Annotated in this window: 16 protein-coding genes; 7 read left to right on the forward strand and 9 right to left on the reverse strand. The window is 65.9% G+C overall.

Annotated elements, in window-relative coordinates; genetic code table 11:
* Positions 1–18: 18 nt before the first annotated feature.
* The 3 genes from RPS27_RS18370 to RPS27_RS18380 form a co-directional block, all read right to left on the reverse strand.
* On the reverse strand, positions 19–1,227 hold the full coding sequence (locus tag RPS27_RS18370) for an acetyl-CoA C-acetyltransferase (protein ID WP_194405754.1): 1,209 nt from the start codon (positions 1,225–1,227) through the stop codon (positions 19–21).
* 73 nt (positions 1,228–1,300) lie between these two features.
* Positions 1,301–3,091: an acyl-CoA dehydrogenase C-terminal domain-containing protein gene (locus RPS27_RS18375; protein ID WP_212065848.1), complete on the reverse strand. Its 1,791-nt coding sequence runs from the start codon at positions 3,089–3,091 to the stop codon at positions 1,301–1,303.
* Positions 3,092–3,193: 102 nt separating this feature from the next.
* Positions 3,194–3,577: a nuclear transport factor 2 family protein gene (locus RPS27_RS18380; protein ID WP_207938505.1), complete on the reverse strand. Its 384-nt coding sequence runs from the start codon at positions 3,575–3,577 to the stop codon at positions 3,194–3,196.
* A gap of 200 nt (positions 3,578–3,777) precedes the next feature.
* On the opposite strand from RPS27_RS18380, the gene RPS27_RS18385 reads away from it, so the two are divergent.
* The 4 genes from RPS27_RS18385 to RPS27_RS18400 all read left to right on the forward strand — a co-directional run bounded on the left by RPS27_RS18385 (position 3,778) and on the right by RPS27_RS18400 (position 10,220).
* On the forward strand, positions 3,778–4,365 hold the full coding sequence (locus tag RPS27_RS18385) for a PadR family transcriptional regulator (protein WP_212065847.1): 588 nt from the start codon (positions 3,778–3,780) through the stop codon (positions 4,363–4,365).
* 350 nt (positions 4,366–4,715) lie between these two features.
* Positions 4,716–8,183, forward strand: coding sequence for a tetratricopeptide repeat protein (locus tag RPS27_RS18390; RefSeq protein WP_212065846.1), 3,468 nt, complete (start codon positions 4,716–4,718; stop codon positions 8,181–8,183).
* Between the two features lie 352 nt (positions 8,184–8,535).
* Positions 8,536–9,453: a sulfite exporter TauE/SafE family protein gene (locus tag RPS27_RS18395; protein ID WP_211418760.1), complete on the forward strand. Its 918-nt coding sequence runs from the start codon at positions 8,536–8,538 to the stop codon at positions 9,451–9,453.
* Positions 9,450–10,220, forward strand: coding sequence for a TIGR02186 family protein (locus RPS27_RS18400; protein WP_212065845.1), 771 nt, complete (start codon positions 9,450–9,452; stop codon positions 10,218–10,220). The genes RPS27_RS18395 and RPS27_RS18400 overlap by 4 nt, the downstream gene beginning before the upstream one ends.
* Before the next feature lie 119 nt (positions 10,221–10,339).
* Here RPS27_RS18400 and RPS27_RS18405 read toward each other — a convergent pair whose 3' ends face one another.
* The gene (locus RPS27_RS18405) at positions 10,340–11,113 is read right to left on the reverse strand and encodes an MBL fold metallo-hydrolase (RefSeq protein ID WP_212065844.1); all 774 of its coding nucleotides are present in this window, start codon (positions 11,111–11,113) and stop codon (positions 10,340–10,342) included.
* 14 nt (positions 11,114–11,127) lie between these two features.
* A complete protein-coding gene (locus RPS27_RS18410) occupies positions 11,128–12,039 on the reverse strand; it encodes a DMT family transporter (protein ID WP_212065843.1) in 912 nt (303 codons plus the stop codon).
* A 99-nt stretch (positions 12,040–12,138) separates the two neighbouring features.
* Here RPS27_RS18410 and RPS27_RS18415 point away from each other — a divergent pair, with 99 nt between their 5' ends.
* Entirely contained in the window at positions 12,139–13,002 is an 864-nt protein-coding gene (locus tag RPS27_RS18415; protein WP_211418764.1) for a LysR family transcriptional regulator, read from the forward strand.
* Between the two features lie 35 nt (positions 13,003–13,037).
* Here RPS27_RS18415 and RPS27_RS18420 read toward each other — a convergent pair whose 3' ends face one another.
* Positions 13,038–13,283 carry a hypothetical protein gene (locus RPS27_RS18420; protein WP_212065842.1) on the reverse strand — a complete coding sequence of 82 codons (246 nt, stop codon included), beginning with the start codon at positions 13,281–13,283 and terminating at the stop codon, positions 13,038–13,040.
* Positions 13,284–13,481: 198 nt separating this feature from the next.
* Here RPS27_RS18420 and RPS27_RS18425 point away from each other — a divergent pair, with 198 nt between their 5' ends.
* Positions 13,482–16,007, forward strand: coding sequence for a glycogen/starch/alpha-glucan phosphorylase (locus RPS27_RS18425; protein WP_313754149.1), 2,526 nt, complete (start codon positions 13,482–13,484; stop codon positions 16,005–16,007).
* A gap of 95 nt (positions 16,008–16,102) precedes the next feature.
* Positions 16,103–16,918 (forward strand): thioesterase family protein, encoded by an 816-nt coding sequence (locus tag RPS27_RS18430; protein WP_313754150.1) that lies wholly within the window; start codon positions 16,103–16,105, stop codon positions 16,916–16,918.
* Between the two features lie 99 nt (positions 16,919–17,017).
* On the opposite strand, the gene RPS27_RS18435 is transcribed toward RPS27_RS18430, so the two are convergent.
* The 3 genes from RPS27_RS18435 to RPS27_RS18445 form a co-directional block, all read right to left on the reverse strand.
* On the reverse strand, positions 17,018–18,634 hold the full coding sequence (locus RPS27_RS18435; RefSeq protein ID WP_194405741.1) for a phosphoenolpyruvate carboxykinase: 1,617 nt from the start codon (positions 18,632–18,634) through the stop codon (positions 17,018–17,020).
* Positions 18,635–18,919: 285 nt separating this feature from the next.
* The gene (locus RPS27_RS18440) at positions 18,920–21,514 is read right to left on the reverse strand and encodes a CHAT domain-containing tetratricopeptide repeat protein (protein WP_212065840.1); all 2,595 of its coding nucleotides are present in this window, start codon (positions 21,512–21,514) and stop codon (positions 18,920–18,922) included.
* Between the two features lie 269 nt (positions 21,515–21,783).
* Positions 21,784–22,213 (reverse strand): adenylate/guanylate cyclase domain-containing protein (locus RPS27_RS18445; protein WP_313754151.1); only part of this gene is annotated, 430 nt, incomplete at its 5' end.

Raw genomic sequence — 22,213 nt, forward strand, 5'->3', positions numbered from 1 at the left:
GTTGGTTGCTCCCTACCCTTAGACGCGCTCGATGATGGTCGCGGTGCCCATGCCGCCGCCGATGCACAGCGTGACGAGGGCGGTGGACTTGTTCGTGCGCTCGAGCTCGTCGAGCACGGTGCCCAAAATCATCGCGCCGGTCGCGCCGAGCGGATGGCCGAGCGCGATGGCGCCGCCATTGACGTTGATCTTGGCATTGTCGATGTCGAAGGCCTGGATGTAGCGCAGCACGACCGAAGCAAAGGCCTCGTTGAGCTCGAACAGGTCGATATCCGACTTCTTCATGCCGGAGCGCGCGAACAGTTTTTCGGTGACGTCGACCGGACCGGTCAGCATCATCGCCGGTTCCGAGCCGATATTGGCGAAGGCGCGAATCTTCGCACGCGGCTTCATCCCGTACTTTGCACCCGCCTCCTTGCTGCCGAGCAGCACGGCGCCGGCACCGTCGACGATACCGGAGGAATTGCCGGCATGGTGCACGTAGTTGACGCGCTCGATCTCCGGGTGCGACTGGATCGCGACACCGTCGAAGCCGCCCATCTGCGCCATCATCGTGAACGAGGGCTGCAGCTGCGCCAGCGACTGCATCGTCGTCGAGGGACGCATGTGCTCGTCCTTGGCGAGGATGGTGAGGCCGTTGATGTCCTTCACCGGCACGATCGACTTGTCGAAGCGGCCCTCTTCCCAGGACTTCGCCGCGCGCTGCTGGCTCTGCACCGCATAGGCATCGACGTCGTCGCGGGAGAAACCGTATTTGGTGGCGATCAGATCGGCCGAAACGCCCTGCGGCATGAAATAGGCCGGCACCGCCATCGACGGATCCATCGGCCAGGCACCGCCGGAGGCACCGATGCCGACGCGGCTCATCGACTCGGCACCGCCGCCGATCACGAGTTCATGCTGGCCGCTCATGATCTGGGCTGCGGCAAAATTCACGGCATCGAGGCCGGAGGCGCAGAAGCGGCTGATCTGCACGCCGGGGACGGCTTCGCCGAGGCCGGCCTTGAGCGCGGCGAAGCGCGCGATGTCGCTGCCGGCTTCGCCGACCGGATCGACCACGCCGAGCACGACGTCGTCGACGGAATCCTCAGGCAGATTGTTGCGGTCCTTCAGCGCCTTCAGCGGCACGGTCGCAAGCGCGAGCGCGGTGACTTCGTGCAATGCGCCGTCGGCCTTGCCGCGGCCGCGGGGGGTGCGGACGTGATCGTAGATATAGGCATCTGCCATGGGGAGCCTCCTGATTGCAGTTATTGTTGCGGCGACCGCTGCGCGGTCGCGATCTCCAGTGAAGCGGAAAGCGTCAGAACGCTTCCGCCGGCAATTCCATGATGGTGGCGCAGCCGGCCTGGATGCGCGCGAGATTGGCGGCCGTCTCCGGCAGCATCCGTTCCATGAAGAAACGGCCGGTGACCAGCTTGGTCGAGAGATAGGGCGTCGCCCCGCTCTCGGCAATCTTGGCATTCGTCACCTTCGCCATCTTCGCCCACATATAGCCGAGCGCGACGAAGCCGAAGAGATGCAGGTAATCGGTTGCGGCAGCACCGGCATTGTCGGGCTTTGCCATCGCGTTCTGCATCAGCCAGGTGGTGGCCTGCTGCAGATGGCCGAGCGAGGCCGACAGCGGGGCGATGAATGGCTTCAGCGCCTCGTCGCCGCCGTTCTCCTTGGCGAAGGCCATGACCTCGCCGAAGAACGCCATGATGGCGCGGCCGCCGTCGCGCGGCAGCTTGCGGCCGACGAGGTCGAGCGCCTGGATGCCGTTGGCGCCTTCGTAGATCATGGCGATGCGTGCATCGCGCACGAACTGCTCCATGCCCTGCTCGGCGATGTAGCCATGACCGCCATACATCTGCTGCGCCTGCACCGCGTTGGCAAAGCCGTAATCGGTGAGGAAGCCCTTCAGCACCGGCGTCATCAGGCCCATGTGGTCGTCGGCGGCCTGGCGGTCCTTCGGGTCCTCCGAGCGATGCGCGACGTCGCTCTTCAGCGCGGTCCACATCACGAAGGCGCGGGCGGCCTCGTTGAACGCGCGGATCGAGAGCAGCGTGCGGCGCACGTCGGGGTGCACGATGATCGGGTCGGCCTGCTTGTCCGGCGCCTTGGCGCCGGTCAGCGATCGGCCCTGGATGCGCTCGCGGGCATAGGCGACCGCGTTCTGATAGGCGACTTCCGACTGCGCGAGGCCCTGCACGGCGACGCCGAGGCGGGCCTCGTTCATCATCACGAACATGCCCTGCATGCCCTTGTTCTCTTCGCCGATCAGCCAGCCGGTGGCGTTGTCGTAGTTCATCACGCAGGTCGAGTTGCCGTGGATGCCCATCTTGTGCTCGATCGAGCCGCAGACGACGCCGTTGCGCTGCCCCACCGAACCGTCGGCATTGACCAGGAATTTCGGCACCACGAACAGCGACACGCCCTTGATGCCGGCGGGTGCGCCCTCGATGCGGGCCAGCACGAGGTGGATGATGTTGGAGGCCAGATCATGCTCGCCGGCCGAGATGAAGATCTTGGTGCCCGTGATCTTGAAGCTGCCGTCCGCCTGGCGCACCGCCTTGGTGCGGAGCATGCCGAGATCGGTGCCGCAATGCGGCTCGGTCAGGTTCATGGTGCCGGTCCATTCGCCCGCCACCATCTTCGGCACATAGGTCTGCTTCTGCTCGGGCGAGCCGTGAACGATCAGCGCCGCAGTCGCGCCCATGGTGAGGCCGCCATACATCGAGAACGCCATGTTGGCGGAGATCTGGAATTCGTTGACGGCTTGCGAGAGCGTCACCGGCAGGCCCTGGCCGCCGAACTCGGTCGGCGCCGACAGGCCGAGCCAGCCGCCTTCGGCGACCTGCTTGAAGGCGTCCTTGAAGCCCTTCGGCGTGGTGACGCTGCCGTCATCGGCGCGCTTGCAGCCTTCGACATCGCCGACGCGATTGAGCGGCTGCAGCACCTCTTCGGCGAGCTTGGCAGCTTCGCCCAAAATGGCTTCGCGCACGTCGCTCGACGCATCGGAGAAGCCGGCGAGATTGTCGTAGCGGTCGATCTGGAAGACGTCGTTGAGCAGGAAGTTCACGTCTTCGACGGGGGCTTTGTAGATCGGCATGGGGGTCTCCCGGCAATGGGCCTTCGAAAGTGGTGATGTCAGTCGTTCCTGCGGCGCAGCCTGGCCCGCGAGCTTAGCGGGTTCTGCAACCTCAGGGCAGGGTCATGATTGGGCGGCCAGCCGCTCCGCCATCAGGCGGTGCAGCATGTTGATCGCCTTGAGCGGACGCACCATCACTTTGAAATGCGTGATGCGTCCCTCGGCATCGAAGCTGATGATGTCGACGCCGTTGATCTCGATGCCGTCGATCTCGGTCTTGAATTCGAGCACGGCGCCGTTGTCGCTGCGCCATTCGCCGACATAGGTGAAGGTCGGGCCGCCGAGCACCTGCTCGGCGCTGGAGAGGTATTTGAAGGTGATGTCGCGCCCGCGCTGCGGCGTGTGGACGACGGGGCTTTCGAACACGGCGTCGGGATGCAGGAGGTCCCAGAGCGCGGCGCGGTCATGGGACTTCATGTAGGCGTACCAGGAATCGAGGCCGGTCATTCTCAGCTGCCTCCCTAAAGGCCTGGACTAAAAAGTGCGAAAACAACCCCATGCACAGTAGCGTGGCGATTGATTTCGTTGGGCTTTTCGGGTCGGATCTTTCGCCCGGCCCGAGATACCGCGATATGCACATTGACGCATATGCGCCAATGCGCATAAAGTCAAGCACGATGGTCGAGGTTGAAACAAGGAGGCCGGGCATGGCCCTGGGCGAAGCGATCCTCGCATGTCTGACGGAACGTCCGATGACGGGCTACGAGCTCGCCAAGACGTTCGACTCCTCGATCGGCTTCTTCTGGAAGGCCGACCATCAGCAGATCTACCGCGAGCTCTCCAAGCTGCGCGACCGCGGCCACATCCAGGGCCGCGAGGTCGTGCAGACGGGCAAGCCCAACAAGCTGGTTTATACGCTCACTCCCGAGGGGCGAACAGCGCTGCGGCACTGGGCCGCGCGGCCAAGCACGCCGGCCTCGACCAAGGACGATTTGCTGGTCCGCCTCCACGCGCTCGACAGCATCGACATCGAGCCGCTGCGTGCCGACCTGATGGCCCGCCTGGAGCACCACCGCGACCGCCACGCCAATTACGAGCGCATCCTGAAGAAGCGCTTTCCCGACGGCACCGCGGAGGGCCGGCTCGACCTCGGCAATCTGCTGCTGCTCCGCCTGGGGGCCCGTCACGAGCAGATGGTGGCCGACTTCTGCGAGGAGACCCTCGCCGCGCTGTCGGCGATGAGCGGCAAGGCCACGGTGGTGCCGCTGGACGAGGGCAAGCGGGAGAAGGGCTGAGAGCTCGATCAGCGACGGCGGTGCCAAAACCTCTCCCGCTTGCGGGAGAGGTCGCGCCGAAGGCGCGGGTGAGGGCTTTCTCCTCTTGGGGGCTGTCCCATCGCGGAGGCACTGTCCCCAGCCCTCCCCCGCAAGCGGGGGAGGGAGCGCACCGGTTCCGGGGCTGGTGTTCCCCCCGCCCAACTTTAAGACAGCGGCAAGGCATTCCTTAACCCGTTATTTACCGTAACGGACAAAAGTCGGTTTTCGAGGCAGACGACCCGCGCCAAATTCGATTGTCTTTGCAACCGGCACGCGTGGGGAGACTGGAGGCGCCGGGTGGGGCGCCGGAGTCGGAACCGGACAGAGTCATGAATTCGCGCGTATCGTGGAGTGTTGACGGCATCGACCCATCCGTCAGGGAGCGGGCCGAAGCTGCTGCGCGCAGAGCCGGCATGTCCCTCAACGATTGGCTGAACTCCACGCTCGGCGAAACTGCCCCGCCAAACTTTCGCGGATCTTACGACCAGCGTCCGCAAGCCGCGCACGTTCCGAGCCAAGGAACGAGCCAGGGACCGAATCAAAGCCAGGAAAGCCGCGAAGTCGCCGACATTCATCAGCGGCTCGACGCGATCACCCAGCAGATCGAAAGAATTTCAAAGCCCGCGCCGCGCCAGGATTCCTCAAGGGAGGTCTCGCGCGAGCAGGGCGTCGCGCGCCAGCTCAACGATGCGATCTCGCGGCTCGATGCGCGGCTGTCGCAGATTTCCAAGCCGCAGCAGCCCCAGTCGCCGCAAGCGCCGCGCCCGGCGCCTGCGCCCTCGCCCGTTGAAACACGCCAGCGCCAGGCCGACATGGTCGAGCGCGCGGCCGCGCAGGCCTATCGCAACTCCCCTCCCCTGAGCCCCGCGTCGTTCGACGTCGCCGTGGCCGAGATCACCGCGCGGCAGAGCGAGCTCGACGGCTTTACGCCGCGGCAGATGCCGCCGCGCGCCGCGCCATCGATTGCGCCTTCGGCTGCTCCTTACGCGTCTCCCATGACACCGATGGCGGCGCCGCCCGCGCCTGCCTATGCTCCGCCGCTGCCGCAAGCAGGGCCGGATTTCTCCTCGCTCGAGCGCCATCTGCTCAAGATCACGAGCCAGATCGAATCGCTGCAGCGGCCGGACAATACCGAGCAGGCGATCAACGCCTTCCGCAGCGAGCTTGCCGAGATCCGCACGGCCATCACCGAGGCGATGCCGCGGCGCGCGATCGAATCGATCGAGAACGAGATCCGCTCGCTGCATCGGCGCATCGACGAGACGCGGTCCAACGGCACCGACGGCCAGGTGCTGTCCGGCATCGAGCACGCCCTGTCCGACATCAAGCAGGTGCTGCGCACGCTGACGCCGGCCGAGCAGCTCACCGGCTATGACGAGGCGATCCGCAATCTCGGCGCCAAGCTCGATTTGATCCTGCGCGCCAATGACGATCCGTCGACCGTGCATCAGCTCGAAAGCGCGATCTCGGCGCTGCGCGGCATCGTCTCCAACGTCGCCTCCAACGAAGCGCTGGCGCGCCTGTCCGAAGACGTGCAGCTGCTGTCGTCCAAGGTCGACCAGGTCACCCGCGCCTCCGGTCAGGGCGACAGCTTTGCGGTGCTGGAGCAGCGCATTGCCGCGCTCACCGCGGCGCTGGAAACCCGCGAGCGGCCGCAGCCGTCCGAAAGCACCGAGCATCTCGAATCCGCGATCCGCGCGCTGTCGGACCGCTTCGACCGCATGCAGGTCGGCAACGATTCCGCCTCGACCTTCGCCCATCTCGAACAGCGCGTCTCGTACCTGCTGGAGCGGATCGAAGCCGCCTCCGACCCGCGCAACGGCAATTTGAGCCGCGTCGAGGACGGGCTGCACGACATCCTCCGGCACCTGGAGCGGCAGCAGGCGACCTATTCCGCGCTGGCCGAGAGCCGCAGTTCGGCACCTGCCGATTCCGGCGTTGTCGATCTCGTCAAGCGCGAGCTGTCCGACATCCGCTTCAGCCAGGCCGAGACCAACCGCAGCACGCAGGACTCGCTCGACGCCGTCCACAGCGCGCTCGGCCATGTCGTCGATCGCCTGTCCATGATCGAGGGCGACCTGCGCGCGGTGCGCACGGCGCCGCCGGCCGCCGCGCCGCAGCCGATGCCGATGGCGGCTCCCATGGCTGCTCCCATGGAGCCCGCGCCTGTCGCGCGCGAGCCGCGGCCGCAGGCCCAGCAGCCGAAATACGATCCGAAGCCCGAGCTTCCCAATCCCGCCGCGCAGCAGCAGGCACACGCCGCCTTCGCCGCCGCGCCGCGTGAATTCCATGCCGCTGCTCCCGCCGCGCCGCCGCCGGTGCCGTCGGCACCGCCGATTCCGCCGCGCGCGATCAGCGAGATCCTGGAGCCGCATACGGCGCCCGCCCGCGCAGCGCTCGCACCCGAACTGCCGCCGGATCATCCGCTCGAGCCAGGCACACGGCCGGGTGGACGCGCAGCCACGCCGTCGGAGCGCATCGCCGCCTCCGAGAGCGCGATCAGCGACATTCCCGCTGCTGCGAAAGAGCCGGTCTCGTCGTCGAGCTTCATCGCGGCCGCCCGCCGCGCCGCACAGGCAGCCGCCGCGCAGCCGGAAAAGCCGGCGCGTGGCGCCAAGGGTGGTGCTAAGGCCAGCGCCGATCGCGGCAAGGACAAGGGCAAGGACGGCGCTTCGACCATCACCTCGAAGATCCGCTCGCTGCTGGTCGGCGCAAGCGTGGTCGTGATCGTGCTCGGCACCTTCAAGATGGCGATGAACCTGCTCGAAGGCAGCCCGTCGCCGGCGCCGCAGGCGATGGACACGTCCAGCCAGCCCGCGACGCAGGCCCCTCCGCCGCCGCCGGTGATCGAGAACAAGCCCGCCACGCCCGAGCAGGTCACGCCATCGATGACCTCGCCGACGCCGATCGGACGGCAATCCCAGAACAATTCCGCGCCGGCTCCCGCCGGCAACTCGGCCTCGGTTGAGATTCCGGCGGCGCCGGCCACGGTGCCGCCCGCAGTTGCGCCGAGCAGCGACGTCACCGGCGCGCTGTCGGGCACGAGCCGCGCCAAGCTCGGCTTCATCCAGGTGCCGCCGAGCGAAAAGCTGCCTGACGGTATCGGCGGCCCCGGCCTGCGCAGCGCCGCGATGAAGGGCGATGCGACCGCGGCCTACGAGATCGGTCTGCGCTTTGCCGAGGGCAAGGGCGTTGCGACGAATTACGACGAAGCCGCCAAATGGTACGACCGCGCCTCACAGGCCGGCGTGATCCCCGCGACCTTCCGCCTCGGCACGCTCTATGAGAAGGGCCTGGGGGTGAAGAAGGACGCCGACATCGCGCGCCGCTACTACACCCAGGCCGCCGAGCGCGGCAACGCCAAGGCGATGCACAATCTCGCGGTGCTCGACGCCGATGGCGGCGGACGCGGCGCGAATTACAAGAGCGCGGCGCAATGGTTCCGCAAGGCCGCAGATCGCGGCGTCGCCGACAGCCAGTTCAACCTCGGCATCCTCTATGCCCGCGGCATCGGCGTCGAGCAGAACCTCGCCGAATCCTACAAGTGGTTCAGCCTCGCCGCTGCCCAGGGCGACGCGGATGCGTCCGGCAAGCGCGACGACGTCGCCAAGCGCCTCGACCCGCAATCGCTCGCCGCCGCCAAGCTCGCGATCCAGACTTTTGCGGCCGAGCCGCAGCCGGATGATGCGGTCAATGTCGCAGCCCCCGCCGGTGGCTGGGACAGCGCCCCGCAGGCGAGCGCCAAGCCCGCACCGAAGCCGGTCGCGGCGAAGAAGTCGGCCTCGGCCGCGCATTAAAGGCGAACAGATTTAGACGGACAGTACGAGCCACGCGCTCGGTGTGCACCTCTCCCGCTTGCGGGGGAGGTCGACGCGCGAAGCGCGGCGGGTGGGGGTTCTCTCCTCTTGGGGAGTCCCACCGCCGAGGTACCCTCTCCCCAACCCTCCCCCGCAAGCGGGGGAGGGAGCGCACCTTGGTTGTGGCACGATCACGGACATCATCGTGCATCAATCGCGTCATTCACCACGCCAGAATTTCTAGGGTCCCTCCCGCCAGCAAATTCCGCTATTGAGGGGCGCGGCAATCGTTCCGACCGTCCGGCGGGCATTCCGCGATAGTCGATCCGTCTCGCCGGAGCGTGGTCCTTCGATGCAGCTCTATCTTCCGATCGCCGATCTTCCCGTCAACGTCTTCCTGGTGCTGGCGATGGGCGCTGCGGTCGGCTTCGTCTCGGGCATGTTCGGGATCGGCGGCGGCTTCCTGATGACGCCGCTGCTGATCTTCATCGGCATCACGCCCGCGGTCGCGGTCGCCTCGGTCACCAGCCACATCGCAGCGTCCTCGTTTTCCGGCGCGCTGTCCTATTGGCGGCGGCGCGCGATCGATCCGGCGTTGGCGAGCGTCCTGTTATGCGGCGGCGTGACGGGCACGGCCCTCGGCGTGTGGACCTTCACGCAGCTTCGCGCGCTCGGCCAGCTCGATCTGATGATCGCGCTCTCTTACGTCGTGCTGCTCACCACCGTCGGCAGCCTGATGTTCTCGGAAGGCCTGCGCGCGCTGATGCGGACCCGCCGCGGCGCGCTGCCGCCGCGTCGCACGCACAACTGGATCCACGGCCTGCCGCTGAAGATGCGGTTCAAGCGCTCGAAGATCTATCTCTCGGTGATCCCCGTGGTGGTCGTCGGCATCATGATCGGTTTCATCGGCGCCATCATGGGCATCGGCGGCGGCTTCATCCTGGTGCCGATCATGATCTATCTCTTGCGGGTGCCGACCTCGACGGTGATCGGGACCTCGATGGTCCTCACCCTCGTCACCATGCTGTTCGCGACCCTGCTGCATGCGGTGACCAATCACCTCGTCGACGCCGTGCTGGCACTGATCCTGATGGTTGGCGGCGTCACCGGCGCGCAGTTCGGCGTCCGCGCCGGCCAGAAGATCCGCGGTGAGCAGCTGCGGCTGCTGCTCGGCCTGCTCATCCTCTCGGTCGGAATCCGCTTCGCGATCGAGCTGGTGATCCAGCCTGCGGACCTCTTCACCATCCGTGACCTCGGAGCGAGCGGATGAGGCACACGGCGCTCGCACTCCTGCTCGTCCTGCTGCTCGGCTCGGTCGCCCGCGCCGAGCGGCTGATCGTGTCGGTCTCCAACCACCGCGTCACGGTGACGCCGAACTATTCCGGCGAGGAGCTGGTGCTGTTCGGCTCGGTGGAGAAGGACGCCACCACACCCGCCGATCGCACGTCCTACGATCTCGTCGTCACCGTGATGGGCCCGCGCGCCGACATGGTGACGCGTCGCAAGGAACGCACCTTCGGCATCTGGATCAACACCGACTATCGGCAGTTCCTGCAGGTGCCGAGCTATCTCGCGCTGTTCGCCAACCGCCCCTTCGACGCCATCACCTCGCCCGAGATCGCGCGGCGGCAGCAGATCGGGCTCAACAACGTGCTGCTGACGCAGCGGGTCGGCGGCGATTATGCCGACGTGGTGCCGAACGACGCGTTCCGTTCGGCCTTCATCCGCCTGCGCACCCAGCACGGGCTCTATCGCGAGGATGGGAGCGCCGTCACGTTCCTGACGCCGACCCTGTTCCGCACCGGCATCCCGCTGCCGGCGGAAGTGCCGATCGGCACTTATGAAGTCGAGATCAAGCTGTTCGCGAACGGCGCGTTCATCGGCAAGACCGAGACCGCGTTCGAGATCGTCAAGGTCGGCTTCGAGCAGTTCGTCGCCACCACCGCCCGGCAGAACGGGTTGATCTACGGCCTCGTCACGGCGGCGATGGCGCTGATGACGGGCTGGATGGCGTCGATCGTGTTCAGGAAGGATTGACGATCGCTGTCATTCCGGGGCGCGCGTAGCGCGAGCCCGGAATCCATTCATCAGCGGAGACGGTCGGACGATGGATTCCGGGCTCGACGCTTCGCGTCGCCCCGGAATGACGACCTTCATCACGGCGCTTCCACCACCGTCGGCACGCCCGGCTCCAGCAGGCGCAGCCGTGGTCCGAAACCGAGCGCGTCGAACGTCTTGCGCAGATCCTCGCTGTTCTGGCGGAAATGCGCCCAACCTTCGGTGTGCACCGGCACGATCATCGCATTAGGAAAGGCGCGCGCGGTCTCGATGGTGTCGTTGGTATCCATGGTGAGATGGAACGGCCCGCGCGTCTGCGCGGCGCCGGCGAAGGGCAGCACCACGCCGCATTTGAAGCGGCGCGCGACTTCGGCGACGCCGTCGAACCAGGTGGTGTCGCCGCTGATATAGACCGAAGTCGTGTCCTTGCGGCTAGAGGACACCACGAAGCCGATCACGTCGCCCGACAGCGGCTCGATGCCGGCGGGGCCATGGCGCGCCGGCGTTGCGGTGATGGTCAGCGTGTTGCCGTCGCGATCCTTCAGATGCGAAGTCGCCCAGGGCGCTAGGCCCTCGACATGGCCGCCGAGGCGCTTTGCGCCCGCTTCCGTCGTCAGCACGCGCTTGACCTTATGGAGATAGTCGCGGCCCGAATTGTCGAGATTGTCCGAATGCTGGTCATGGCTGAGCAGCACGGCATCGACCGGTCCGATCGCTTCGGGCTTCAAGGCGGGGCCGATGGTCTTCTCCAGCTTCACATGCGGCAGCTGGTAGGCGCCGGGCGCATCGAAGGTCGGATCGGTCAGCAGGCGAAAGCCGTCGATCTCGATCAGCGCAGTGGGGCCGCCGATCAGGGTGATGGAAATGGGCATGGGACAAACTCTTCTTATGCGACGGTCTTCGCCGGCCGCGTCACCAGATAGATGCCGAGCGCGACCGGAATGATGCCGAGCAGATCGCGCGCCTCGACATGCTCACCAAGGACGAGATACGCGAACAGCATGCCGAGCGGCGGCATCAGGAAATGATAGGCGCTGGCGGCGGTCGCGCCGCACACTTTCAGGAGATGGAACCAGAGCCAGTAAGCGAGGATCGAGCCGCCGAGCACGAGGAATGCGAAGGCCCCGATCAGGCTTGGTGTGACATCGATCGCGTGGACATCGGCGAAGGTGAGAGCGACCGGCGTCAGCACGAGGCCGGCGACGAGGTTCTGCACGCCGTTGCCGATCCACAGGGACCCCTTCGGCGCCAGCAGCTTGAACAGGATGGTGCCCGCGACGATCGAGGCGAGCGAGGCCAGCGTGAACACGATGCCGTGCAGGGAATCCGTGCCGACCGACAGGCGATGCCAGACAATCAGCGTCACGCCGGCGATGCCGAGCAGCAGGCCACTTGCCTTGCGCCAGGTCATGCCTTCGCCGAGCAGCAGGGCTGCGAGCGCCGCGGTGAAGACCGGATTGGCCGAGACGATCAGGCCGCCGAGGCCGGCGGACACCGATTGCAGGCCGGTGTAGCCGAGGCCGAGATAGAGCGCGTTGTTGGCGATGCCGAGCACGGCGAAGATCGCCGCATCGCGCCAGGACAGCGACCAGGCCTCGCCGCGGATCAGCGTTGCACCCAGGATCAAGATGCCGGCGAGCGAGAAGCGCGCGGCGAGCAGGATCAGCGGCGGGCAATGGGTGACGCCGATCTTGCCGGCGACGAAGGCATAGCTCCAGAGCAGGCAGAACAGGCCGATGGCGAGCGGCAGCGTGTTGAAGCGGCTGTGAGGGACGGAAATCGAGGGGGCGAGCGACATGAGGGGCATTCTCCTGAACCCTCGATCTAGGGAGGCCGCTTGTCATTTGGAAATTAAATGATTAACTGCCGATAAGTGGATTTTCGAATGGAGGCGGTGATGCTCGATCTCGAGCTGCTGCGCAGCTTCGTCTCGGTGGTCGAGGCCGGCGGCTTCACCCGCGCCAGTGCGCGCGTCCACCGCACGCAGTCGACGGTCAGCCAGCAGATCAAGCGGCTGGAGGACGATCTCGGCCAGGTGCTGCTGCATCGCGACGGCAAGAACGTGCGCCCGACCGAGGCCGGCGAGCGGCTGCTGTCCTATGCGCGCCGGCTGCTCTCGCTGGCCGAGGAGGCGCGCGACGTGCTGCGCCAGCCGGAGGGCGAAGGCGCGATCCGGCTCGGCATCCCCGAGGATTTCGCGGCGTACCGGCTGACCAAGCTCCTCGGCGCGTTCGCGCGCTCGCATCCGGGCCTGCGGCTCGACGTGCGCGCCGACCAGAGCAAGCACCTCGCGCGCGATCTCGAGCGCGGCGAGCTCGACCTTGCGCTGTTCAAGCGCGCCGCGGGCGAGAAGGGCGCTATCGCGGTGTGGCCGGAGCGGGTGCACTGGGTGACCAGTAAGAGCCATCCGGTCGACGTCCACGCCGCATCCGTGCCTCTGATCGGTTTCCCGGCCGGCTGCCTCTACCGTGCCGGCGCCATCCACGCGCTGGAAAGCATCGGCCGCGCCTGGCACATGGCCTATTCCTCCTCGAGCCTGTCAGGCATCCAGGCCGCGGTCGCCGCCGGCATGGGCCTCAGCATCCTCTCGGAGATGTCGATCCAATCCGACCACCGCGTGCTGACGGTGAAGGAAGGTTTTGCGCCGATCGACAAGACCGAGGTCGCACTGATGGCTTCGCCCGATGCGAGCCCGGCCACGCTGCGGCTTGCGGATCGTCTTGCCGAATTTTGCGATGCGGTGCAGGCCAAGGCGGCTTGAAGGCGGCCTGAGCCGCGACGATTGCCGCCCGGCTCTCAATTCACCGCGGACATCAGCCTGTCGCCGCACGCATTCGCATAAAACTTGCCGCCGCATTGACGCTTGATGGCGGCGCAGCGCGCCGCGGGCGAGGCATTCTGCGGGATGGTGAAGCCGCAGCTCAGGCCATCCGCGCTGCGGCCGGGCTTGCCGGCGGCAAATGCGGCACTGGAGGCGCTGATGCAGATGACGAGCAGGGCCGCGGCGGCGATTTCAATCAGCAGTCGCTTCAGCAGTTTCATGGGAATGTTTCTCCACACTGATGGCTGAATTGATCGGCAATCTAGCACGGAAACTTAGGTTTCTCCGTGCTCGTCCGGGTTCCCAAATCGGCCCGTTCCTTGCATAATTTTACCTCCGTGCAGGACACGGCCGCGCCAGCGATGGTTCCGATGCAGGAGCAGGGTGCGTAGAGTGACTAGCGCTTCGTCGACCAGGAAATGACAGCTTTGCAAGATTCATCGTTCCAGCCCAGTTCTTCCGCTGCCACGCAGCCCATCGACGAGCTCGCGCTGGCCGAGATCAAGGGCGTGATCCTGGCGAAGCTGCGGCTTGCCATCGGCAAGGATGCCGGTATGGCGACCAAGCACGACTGGTACCAGGCCGCGGCGCTCGCGCTGCGCGACCGCATCGTGCATCGCTGGCTCACCGCGGAGAAGCACAGCTACGACGCCGGCCGCAAGCGCGTCTATTATCTCTCGCTGGAATTTTTGATCGGCCGGCTGTTCAGCGACGCGCTCAACAACATGGGCCTCCTCAAGATCTTCGAAGTCGCGCTCGGCGATCTCGGCGTCTCGCTGCCCGAGCTGCGCAAATGCGAGCCCGACGCCGCGCTCGGCAATGGCGGCCTCGGGCGGCTCGCCGCCTGCTTCATGGAGAGCATGGCGACGCTGTCGATCCCCGCGATCGGCTACGGCATCCGCTACGATTACGGCCTGTTCCGCCAGATCATCAATCAGGGCTGGCAGCAGGAATATCCGGACGAATGGCTGAGCTTCGGCAACCCCTGGGAATTGCAGCGGCCCGAGGTGATCTACGACATCAATTTCGGCGGCGCCGTCGAGCATGTCAACGACAAGGGCCGCGACCGCGCGATCTGGCATCCCGGCGAGACGGTGCAGGCGATTGCCTATGACACGCCGATCGTCGGCTGGCGTGGTCAGCACGTCAATGCGCTGCGGCTATGGTCGGCGCGCTCGCCCGATCCGCTGAAGCTCGATGCCTTCAACAAAGGCGATTATGTCAGCGCCAGCGCCGAGCAGTCGCGCGCGGAGGCGATCTGCAAATTCCTCTATCCGAACGACGAGAGCCCGGCGGGCCGCGAGCTGCGGCTGCGCCAGGAATATTTCTTCGTCTCGGCTTCGCTGCAGGACCTGGTGAAGCGGCACCTCGCCTCCGACGGCCAGCTCCGCAGCCTGTCGTCCAAGGTCGCGGTGCAGCTCAACGACACCCATCCGAGCCTTGCCGTCACCGAGCTGATGCGCATCCTCGTGGACCTCCACAATTTCCGCTGGGACGAGGCCTGGAAGATCACGGTCGCCACGCTGTCCTACACCAACCACACGCTGCTGCCCGAGGCGCTGGAGACCTGGCCGGTCGAGCTGTTCGAGCGGCTGCTGCCGCGGCATCTCGAGATCATCTACCGCATCAATGTGCAGCATCTGGCGCTCGCCGAGGCGCGCTGCCCCGGCGACATCGACTTCCGCGCCTCGGTCTCGCTGATCGACGAGAAGAGCGGGCGCCGCGTGCGCATGGGCCAGCTCGCCTTCGTCGGCTCGCACCGCATCAACGGCGTCTCGGGGATGCATTCGGACCTGATGCGCGAGACCGTGTTCCACGACCTCAACCATCTCTATCCCGGCCGCATCACCAACAAGACCAACGGCATCACCTTCCGCCGCTGGCTGATGCTGGCGAACCCGAAGCTGACGGACCTGTTGCGCGAGACCTGCGGCGAGGCCGTGCTCGACGATCCCTCGCAGCTCTCGCTGATCGAGGCCCGCGCCAGCGACGTCGAATTCCAGAAGAAGTTCCGCACCGTCAAGCTGCACAACAAGACCGCGCTGGCGCGCCTGATCGGCGAGCGGCTCGGCATCAAGGTCGACCCGACCGCTCTGTTCGACGTGCAGATCAAGCGCATCCACGAATACAAGCGCCAGTTGCTCAACGTCATCGAGACGGTCGCGCTTTACCAGGCGATCAAGGACAATCCCGACGGCAATTGGGTGCCGCGGGTGAAGATCTTCGCCGGCAAGGCGGCGGCGAGCTACCGCTACGCCAAGCTGATCATCAAGCTGATCAACGACGTCGCGGAGGTCGTCAACAACGATCCCGCGATCGGCGGCAAGCTCAAGGTCGTGTTCCTGCCCGACTACAATGTCAGCCTCGCCGAGGTGATCATTCCGGCGGCCGATCTCTCCGAGCAGATCTCGACCGCGGGCATGGAAGCCTCCGGCACCGGCAACATGAAACTGGCGCTCAACGGCGCCATCACCATCGGCACGCTCGACGGCGCCAATATCGAGATCCGCGACCATGTCGGAGCTGAGAACATCGCGATCTTCGGCATGGAGGCCGGCGACGTGATGATCCGGCGCAAGCAGGGGCTCGACGCCTCCGACGTGATCCTCAATTCGCCGAAGCTGCAGCGCGCCATCAACGCGATCGGCACCGGCGAATTCTCGCCCGGCGATCCCGGCCGCTTCGAATCCATCGCGCATGCGCTGCGCTATCTCGACCATTACATGGTCAGCGCCGATTTCGATTCCTATTACGAAGCGCAGCGCGCGGTCGACGCACGCTGGCAGGTGACGCCGGCCTGGACCCGCGCCTCCATCCTCAACGTCGCGCGCATGGCGTGGTTCTCCTCGGACCGCACCATCCGCGAATACGCCGAGGAGATCTGGAACGTGCCGGTCAATCCGACCACGCCGCTGCTGCCTGATCTGCGTGACGTCGCGGGCTGATTTTCCGCAGGATGGAAGCGGCTAACCCCAGAGGTAATTGCATCAGCCGGCGTCGGACGTGATATGACGTTCGACATTGAAAGCCGGATCAAACAATGCACGCCAAACTCCCGCATCCCTTCGACGACGCCACCCGCATCACCGCGGGTGACAGCAGCTGGCAGGGGCACACCAGCGACGATTACTGGGCCTTTGTCGGCCCGTTCGGCGGCGCCACCGCCGCGACGATCCTCCGCGCGCTGATCGAGCATCAGCAAGCCGCCGGCGATCCGTTGGCGCTCACCGTCAATTACTGCGCGCCGATCGCCAAGGGCCCGTTCGATCTCGACGTGCGCCTGGTGAAGGCCAACCGCTCCAGCCAGCACTGGAGCGTCGAGCTCAGCCAAGGCGGCGGCGAAGTCGCAACGCTCGCGACCGCCGTGTTCGCCGAGCGCCGGCCGTCCTGGGAGCATCGGGTGGCGCAATATCCTGAAACAAAGCCGTTCGAAGAGACGATGCCGTTCCCGAAGATCGCGGCGTCCTGGGCCAACCAGTACGAATTCCGCTTCGTCGAGGGCGAGATGCGGATCGGCCCGCCCCAAGCCGAGCTTGCCAGCACCTATTCGAAGATCTGGATCAGCGACCGCACGCCGCGCAAGCTCGACATGCTGTCGCTGATGTCGATGTCGGACGCCTTCTTCGGCCGCATCTTCCACGCGCGGCGCGAGCTGGTGCCGTTCGGCACGGTGTCGCTGACGACCTATTTTCACACGGACAGCGAAGAGCTCGCGGCCGAGGACATCACGCGCGTGCTGGCGACGGCGGATTCGAAGATCATGCACAAGAGCTACGCCGACCAGAATGCCGAGCTGTGGTCGCCGAACGGGCGGCTGCTCGCGACGAGCACGCAGATCGCGTATTTCAAGGCGTAGCTGCTTCTTTCCCTCTCCCCTTGTGGGAGAAGGAAAGAACCTGCAAACAAAAAGCGCGGCCTCGCGGCCGCCCTTTTGCATTGATGACGATGCGAGCGGTTACTCCGCCGCCAGCTTCACGTCCGGCGCGGCGGCGCGGACGTCGGCGTCGACCTGGGCTTCGAACTTGGCGAAGTTCTTCTGGAACATGCCGACCAGCGCGCGGGCGGTCTTGTCGAACTCGTCCTTGTCCTTCCAGGTGTTGACCGGGTTGAGGATCTCGGCCGGGACGCCCGGCAGCGCGGTCGGGACCGCGAAGCCGAAATATTTGTCGGTGCGGAATTCGACGTTGCGCAAGCTGCCGTCGAGCGCCGCGGTGAGCAGCGCGCGCGTCACCTTGATCGGCATGCGCGAGCCGACGCCGTACTTGCCGCCGGTCCACCCGGTGTTGACCAGCCAGCAATCGACATTGTGCTGGGCGATGAGGTCGCGCAGCATGTTGCCGTAAACGCTGGGGTCGAGCGGCAGGAAGGGCGAGCCGAAGCAGGTCGAGAATTCCGGCTGCGGCTCGTTGCCGAGGCCGCGCTCGGTACCCGCAACCTTCGCGGTGTAGCCGGACAGGAAGTGATACATCGCCTGCGCGGGCGAGAGCTTTGCGATCGGCGGCAGCACGCCGAACGCGTCGGCGGCGAGCATCACCACGTTCTTCGGCTGCGGCGCGCGGCCGGTTCGCGAAGCGTTCGGGATGAAGTCGAGCGGATAGGCCGAACGCGTGTTCTCGGTCTTGGAGCCGTCGTCGAAATCCACCACGCGGGTGTCTTCGTCGAGCACGCAATTCTCCAGCACCGCGCCGAAGCGGGTCGAGGCCGCGAAGATCTCGGGCTCGGCTTCCTGCGACAGCTTGATGCACTTGGCGTAGCAGCCGCCTTCGAAATTGAAGACGCCGTTCGGGCCCCAGCCGTGCTCGTCGTCACCGATCAGCGTGCGGTTCGGATCGGCCGACAGCGTGGTCTTGCCGGTGCCTGACAGCCCGAAGAAGATCGCGGTGTCGCCCTTGGCGCCGACATTGGCCGAGCAGTGCATCGGCATCACGCCGCGCTCGGGCAGGTAATAGTTCAGCGTGGTGAAGACCGACTTCTTCATCTCGCCGGCATAATAAGACCCGCCGATCAGGACGATCTTGCGGGCGAAATCGATCGCGACGACGTTCTCCGAGCGGCAGCCGTGACGTTTGGGATCGGCGCGGAAGCTCGGCATGTCGATGATGGTGAGCTCCGGCACGAAGGTCGACAGCTCGATCGCCTCGGGGCGGATCAGAAGCGTGCGGATGAACAGCGAGTGCCAGGCGAGTTCGGTGAAGACGCGCGTCTTGATCCGGTAGGCCGGGTCGGCGCCGCCATAGAGGTCCTGCGCGAACAGCTTCTTGCCTTCGGCGTGCTTGAGGAAGTCCTGGTAGAGCGTCTCGAACTGCTCTGCGGTGATCGACTGGTTGCCGGCCCACCACATCTTCTTGTCGGTGGTGGCGTCACGCACCGTGAACTTGTCCTTCGGGCTGCGCCCGGTGAACTCGCCGGTGTCGGCGCAGAGCGCACCGTCAGCGGACAGCACCGCCTCGCCCGCCGCGAGCGAATATTGATAGAGTTGCGGCGCACCCAGGTTCCAGTGAACCTGCTTGAGATTCTTTAAGCCGAATTTGTCGGCGCCGAAGGCACCGTTGCGCACGCCCGTCTCTTGCACGAAAAAATCCTCCTAGAACCCGCGACATTTAGCGGACCAAGCCTGGCGCCGTCGCAGTCACCGTGATGAATGGGCCATTCGGCCTCGGCTGAACGACCTAATAATCATGAACGCTGGCGTTGCCAAGCCGATCCCGCAGGATTTGGTTTATTCAAGGACCGCGCCAAACGTCGCGCATGTCAGCTCTGAACCGGCGCGACGAGAAAACGCAAATGATCGCGCAACCAAACGCGTGTTTGCGCGTTACATCAGGTTATTGCGACGCACAATCCCCGTGTCGTCTTCTTATCTTACCTCACCTTCGCCGATCAGCGCGAACGGACCCCACATCGCTGGGTAGGCGTTGCGTGGCGACGAGGCGTCGTCAACAAACGTTAACATCGCGCGGCGCAGGGCTTCGGCACGACCGATCTTTGGCTCGTTCTTGAGCAGCTCGAACGTCGATGTGGTCAAGCGGGTGGCGGCTTCCGAATCCACGGCCCAATGCGAGACCAGGAGCGCACGGGCCCCTGCGTAGAAGAACGAGCGCGCGAGCCCCGACAGCGCCTCGGCGCCGGGCTTGTCGCCGGCCATGGTGTTGCAGGCCGACAGCACCACCCAATCTGCGTTGAGCTTGAGCTGCGCCACTTCGCTCGCGGTCAGAAGACCGTCGTCGAGCTCCGACGGCTGATCGGGAATGGACAACGCGAGCGAGGGCTCACCCAGTCCCTTGACGTCACCGGCAACGAGACCATGGGTGGCAAAGTAGATGATGCCGTATTGAGCAAGCGCTGCACGCTTCAGCGTCGTTTCGCTGGCATCGCGCCCGAGATGGATGTCGGCGTCAGTGGCGCCGACGTCCCTCGCCACGGCGTTCAGCTCGTCGGCGGTGTCGGGCAGTTGCGGCAGCGCCTGTGCCAGCCGCGCGCGGTCGACGCCGGCGCCGCGCCAGAAATCGGTATAGGCGATCGTCGCGATGCTGCGCGCGGCGACCTTGCCGCTTGCAGCCCGTCGGTCGGCCGGTCCTTCGGCTGCGGGATTGAAGACAGGATCGCCGAATCCGGTCATCGGCTTTGCGCCCTGATCCCTGCGCGCGAAGGCACGCAGCGATTTCAGGGAGATCACCGACGGCAGCACCGAGACGGCCTGACGCCGCAGCAGCCAGGCAGCATTGCGATAACCTTCGATCTTGTCCGGGATCGCAGCCCGCGGCGTCTCCGTCACCAGGAGATGAAACGGCAATGCCGTCAGCGCCGCCGATGGCACCACCAGCAAATTGCGCTTGTCCTTCGTCAACGCCTCGACCGGGCCGAGCAGCGCGACATAGAGCTCGTTCGCGAGCGCGAGGTCGAACAGTCCCGATTTGCCGGAGGCATCGCGCGCCTTGCCGACATCCAGTCCCTTGCGGAAAGCCGCCACCTTCCGCGCCATCGCATCCGCGCCGAGCGGGATCTCCTTCCACTCAGCGCCATCGCGCGTGATCGCGACGACATAGCTCTGCTTGTCGACGACGGAATAGATCACCATCGCTTCGTCCGCCGACAGCAGCGGCTGGATGTCCTTCACCGCCAGCGGCAGCGGGTTGGAGAGCGAGGCGTAGTCGGGAAATTCGCGCGCGAGCGTCTTCTGCAAGCCCGCTCGCTCGCTCGCAATCGCAGCGATCCGCGCGCGGCTGCGCTGCTCGGCGGTGGCATCCCGCTGCGCCGACTGCTTCGACACCGCGGCGATGATCGCCTTGTCGAGCGCCTCGGCCTCGGCGGCAAGATCCTGGTCCCGGCGCACCAGCTCGGCGAGCCGGTCGCTGCCGGCGGCCATCCGCACCGCGAGCTTGTTCACGGCGGAGGCGGCGGACGATTGCGTACCGCGCTGGATCGCGGCGAGCGCGTCATCGAGCGCCTTGTCGCTCGCCAGCAGCGCCTGCTGCCGCGCCGCGAACAGAACAGGCAGCACGACTCGCAGCTGCGCGCGATTGCCGGCAAGCGTCTTCTCCGCGAACGGCAAGGCGTCGACGGTCCGGCCCGACATCTGAAGGAAGTTGGCGAGATTGCTGGTCGAGGTCGCGGCATCGGGATGGTCGGGGCCGAGCGCACGCTCGCGGATCGACAGCGCGCGGCGATAGAGCGGCTCGGCCTCGGCATAGCGCTGCTGGTGCTCGTAGAGCCCGGCGAGATTGTTCAGCGAACGCGCCACGTCGGGATGATCAGGTCCCAGCACTTTTTCGCGGATTGCGAGCGAGCGCTTGATCGGCGCCTCGGCATCGGCGTCGCGGTTGAGGTCGCGATCGACCTGGCCGATATTGTTGAGGACGGTGGCGACCGCGGGATGCTCGGGCCCGGCGAGCTTCTGATAGATCGCCAACGCCCGCTGGAACAGCGGCTCGGCGTCGGCAAAGTGCTCCTGCTTCACGTAGAGCGTGGCGAGGTTGTTCAGGGCACGGCCGACATCGGGATGCTCGCGCGACAGGCTCTTTTCGCTGACGGCCAGCGCCCGCTTGAAGAGCGGCTCGGCCTCGGCGAAGCGGCCCTGCCGCTGATAGAGCGCCGCCAGATTGTTCAGGAGCGGCGCGATCTCGACGGTGCCCTGACCGGTGCCTCTCTCCATCAGCGCGATGGCGCGCTTGTAGAGCGGCTCGGCCTGATCGTCGTGGCCCTGGTCGGCGTGGATCTGCCCGAGATTGTTGAGCGCGGCGGCGAGATCGCGGTTGTTGCTGGTGTTCTCGAGAGAGGCCACCATGGCCTGCGCCAGCGGCAGCGCCTCCGCATATTTGCCGGCGCTGCGGAGCGCATTGATGCGCGCGCTTTGTGCTGACAGATCGCCCTTCTGGGCAAGGCCGGGCGTGGCAAGCGACGTGGTGATCGCGAGTGCCAGACCCGCAGCCAATGCCAAACGACGACGCGTCATAAACCCTCTCGCTGCGAGCCTTACAGACCTATCGTCTTGGGTCGCAGCGACGGGTCGCTACGTTCAAACGTCGCGTTCCAGGGGGTACTCATAATCCGGCGCTGGGTTTGAGCGCTCTCGGGTGTCCGCTTCCCCCTCAACAGCGGTATAAAGCCGGCCATCGCCGGACGTCGCTGATGGGCCACAAGGCGACATTTGCACGGTTGAGAAGCCCCCCTCTCTTTGACGCTCGCAACACCGCTGTCCTTTGAGCAAGGCGGGTAGCTGAGCTACGATCGGCCAGTGACCCGATAGACTCGCGCCTCGCCCTCGACGCCACGCAGCGGGGCGTCGAACTCTTCGACACCGTACCCCGTCAGGAGCTGGCGAACGGCGGGGGCCGTATGGAGCGCTTCCGTGAGACAGATTTCGCCGGCACCGGCGAATGATTGCACCCGAGCTGCGATATTCACGGTCTGGCCGAAATAGTCGAGGTTCTCATTGAGGGTCACGGCGATAGACGGCCCGCAATGGGCGCCCATCTTGAGAATGATCGCCGGCTGGCCATGATCCCGGTTGAACCGTTCGATGTCCTGCAGAATTTGGAGCGCCGCCGCCACGGCATCCGCCGGTTGGAAGAACGCAGCCATGACGGCGTCGCCGATGGTCTTCACAATGGCACCGGCATGCTGATGAGCGATTGCATCTAGGAGAGCGAAA

The organism is Bradyrhizobium sp. WYCCWR 12699 (genome assembly GCF_032144035.1).
Classification (GTDB): domain Bacteria; phylum Pseudomonadota; class Alphaproteobacteria; order Rhizobiales; family Xanthobacteraceae; genus Bradyrhizobium.

What these genes read in the sequence shown, in the direction of transcription:
- RPS27_RS18370 (WP_194405754.1), bottom strand. Translation starts at nt 1,227, where the DNA reads ATGGCAGATGCCTATATCTACGATCACGTCCGCACCCCCCGCGGCCGC.
- RPS27_RS18375 (WP_212065848.1), bottom strand. Translation starts at nt 3,091, where the DNA reads ATGCCGATCTACAAAGCCCCCGTCGAAGACGTGAACTTCCTGCTCAAC.
- RPS27_RS18380 (WP_207938505.1), bottom strand. Translation starts at nt 3,577, where the DNA reads ATGACCGGCCTCGATTCCTGGTACGCCTACATGAAGTCCCATGACCGC.
- RPS27_RS18385 (WP_212065847.1), top strand. Translation starts at nt 3,778, where the DNA reads ATGGCCCTGGGCGAAGCGATCCTCGCATGTCTGACGGAACGTCCGATG.
- RPS27_RS18390 (WP_212065846.1), top strand. Translation starts at nt 4,716, where the DNA reads ATGAATTCGCGCGTATCGTGGAGTGTTGACGGCATCGACCCATCCGTC.
- RPS27_RS18395 (WP_211418760.1), top strand. Translation starts at nt 8,536, where the DNA reads ATGCAGCTCTATCTTCCGATCGCCGATCTTCCCGTCAACGTCTTCCTG.
- RPS27_RS18400 (WP_212065845.1), top strand. Translation starts at nt 9,450, where the DNA reads ATGAGGCACACGGCGCTCGCACTCCTGCTCGTCCTGCTGCTCGGCTCG.
- RPS27_RS18405 (WP_212065844.1), bottom strand. Translation starts at nt 11,113, where the DNA reads ATGCCCATTTCCATCACCCTGATCGGCGGCCCCACTGCGCTGATCGAG.
- RPS27_RS18410 (WP_212065843.1), bottom strand. Translation starts at nt 12,039, where the DNA reads ATGTCGCTCGCCCCCTCGATTTCCGTCCCTCACAGCCGCTTCAACACG.
- RPS27_RS18415 (WP_211418764.1), top strand. Translation starts at nt 12,139, where the DNA reads ATGCTCGATCTCGAGCTGCTGCGCAGCTTCGTCTCGGTGGTCGAGGCC.
- RPS27_RS18420 (WP_212065842.1), bottom strand. Translation starts at nt 13,283, where the DNA reads ATGAAACTGCTGAAGCGACTGCTGATTGAAATCGCCGCCGCGGCCCTG.
- RPS27_RS18425 (WP_313754149.1), top strand. Translation starts at nt 13,482, where the DNA reads ATGACAGCTTTGCAAGATTCATCGTTCCAGCCCAGTTCTTCCGCTGCC.
- RPS27_RS18430 (WP_313754150.1), top strand. Translation starts at nt 16,103, where the DNA reads ATGCACGCCAAACTCCCGCATCCCTTCGACGACGCCACCCGCATCACC.
- RPS27_RS18440 (WP_212065840.1), bottom strand. Translation starts at nt 21,514, where the DNA reads ATGACGCGTCGTCGTTTGGCATTGGCTGCGGGTCTGGCACTCGCGATC.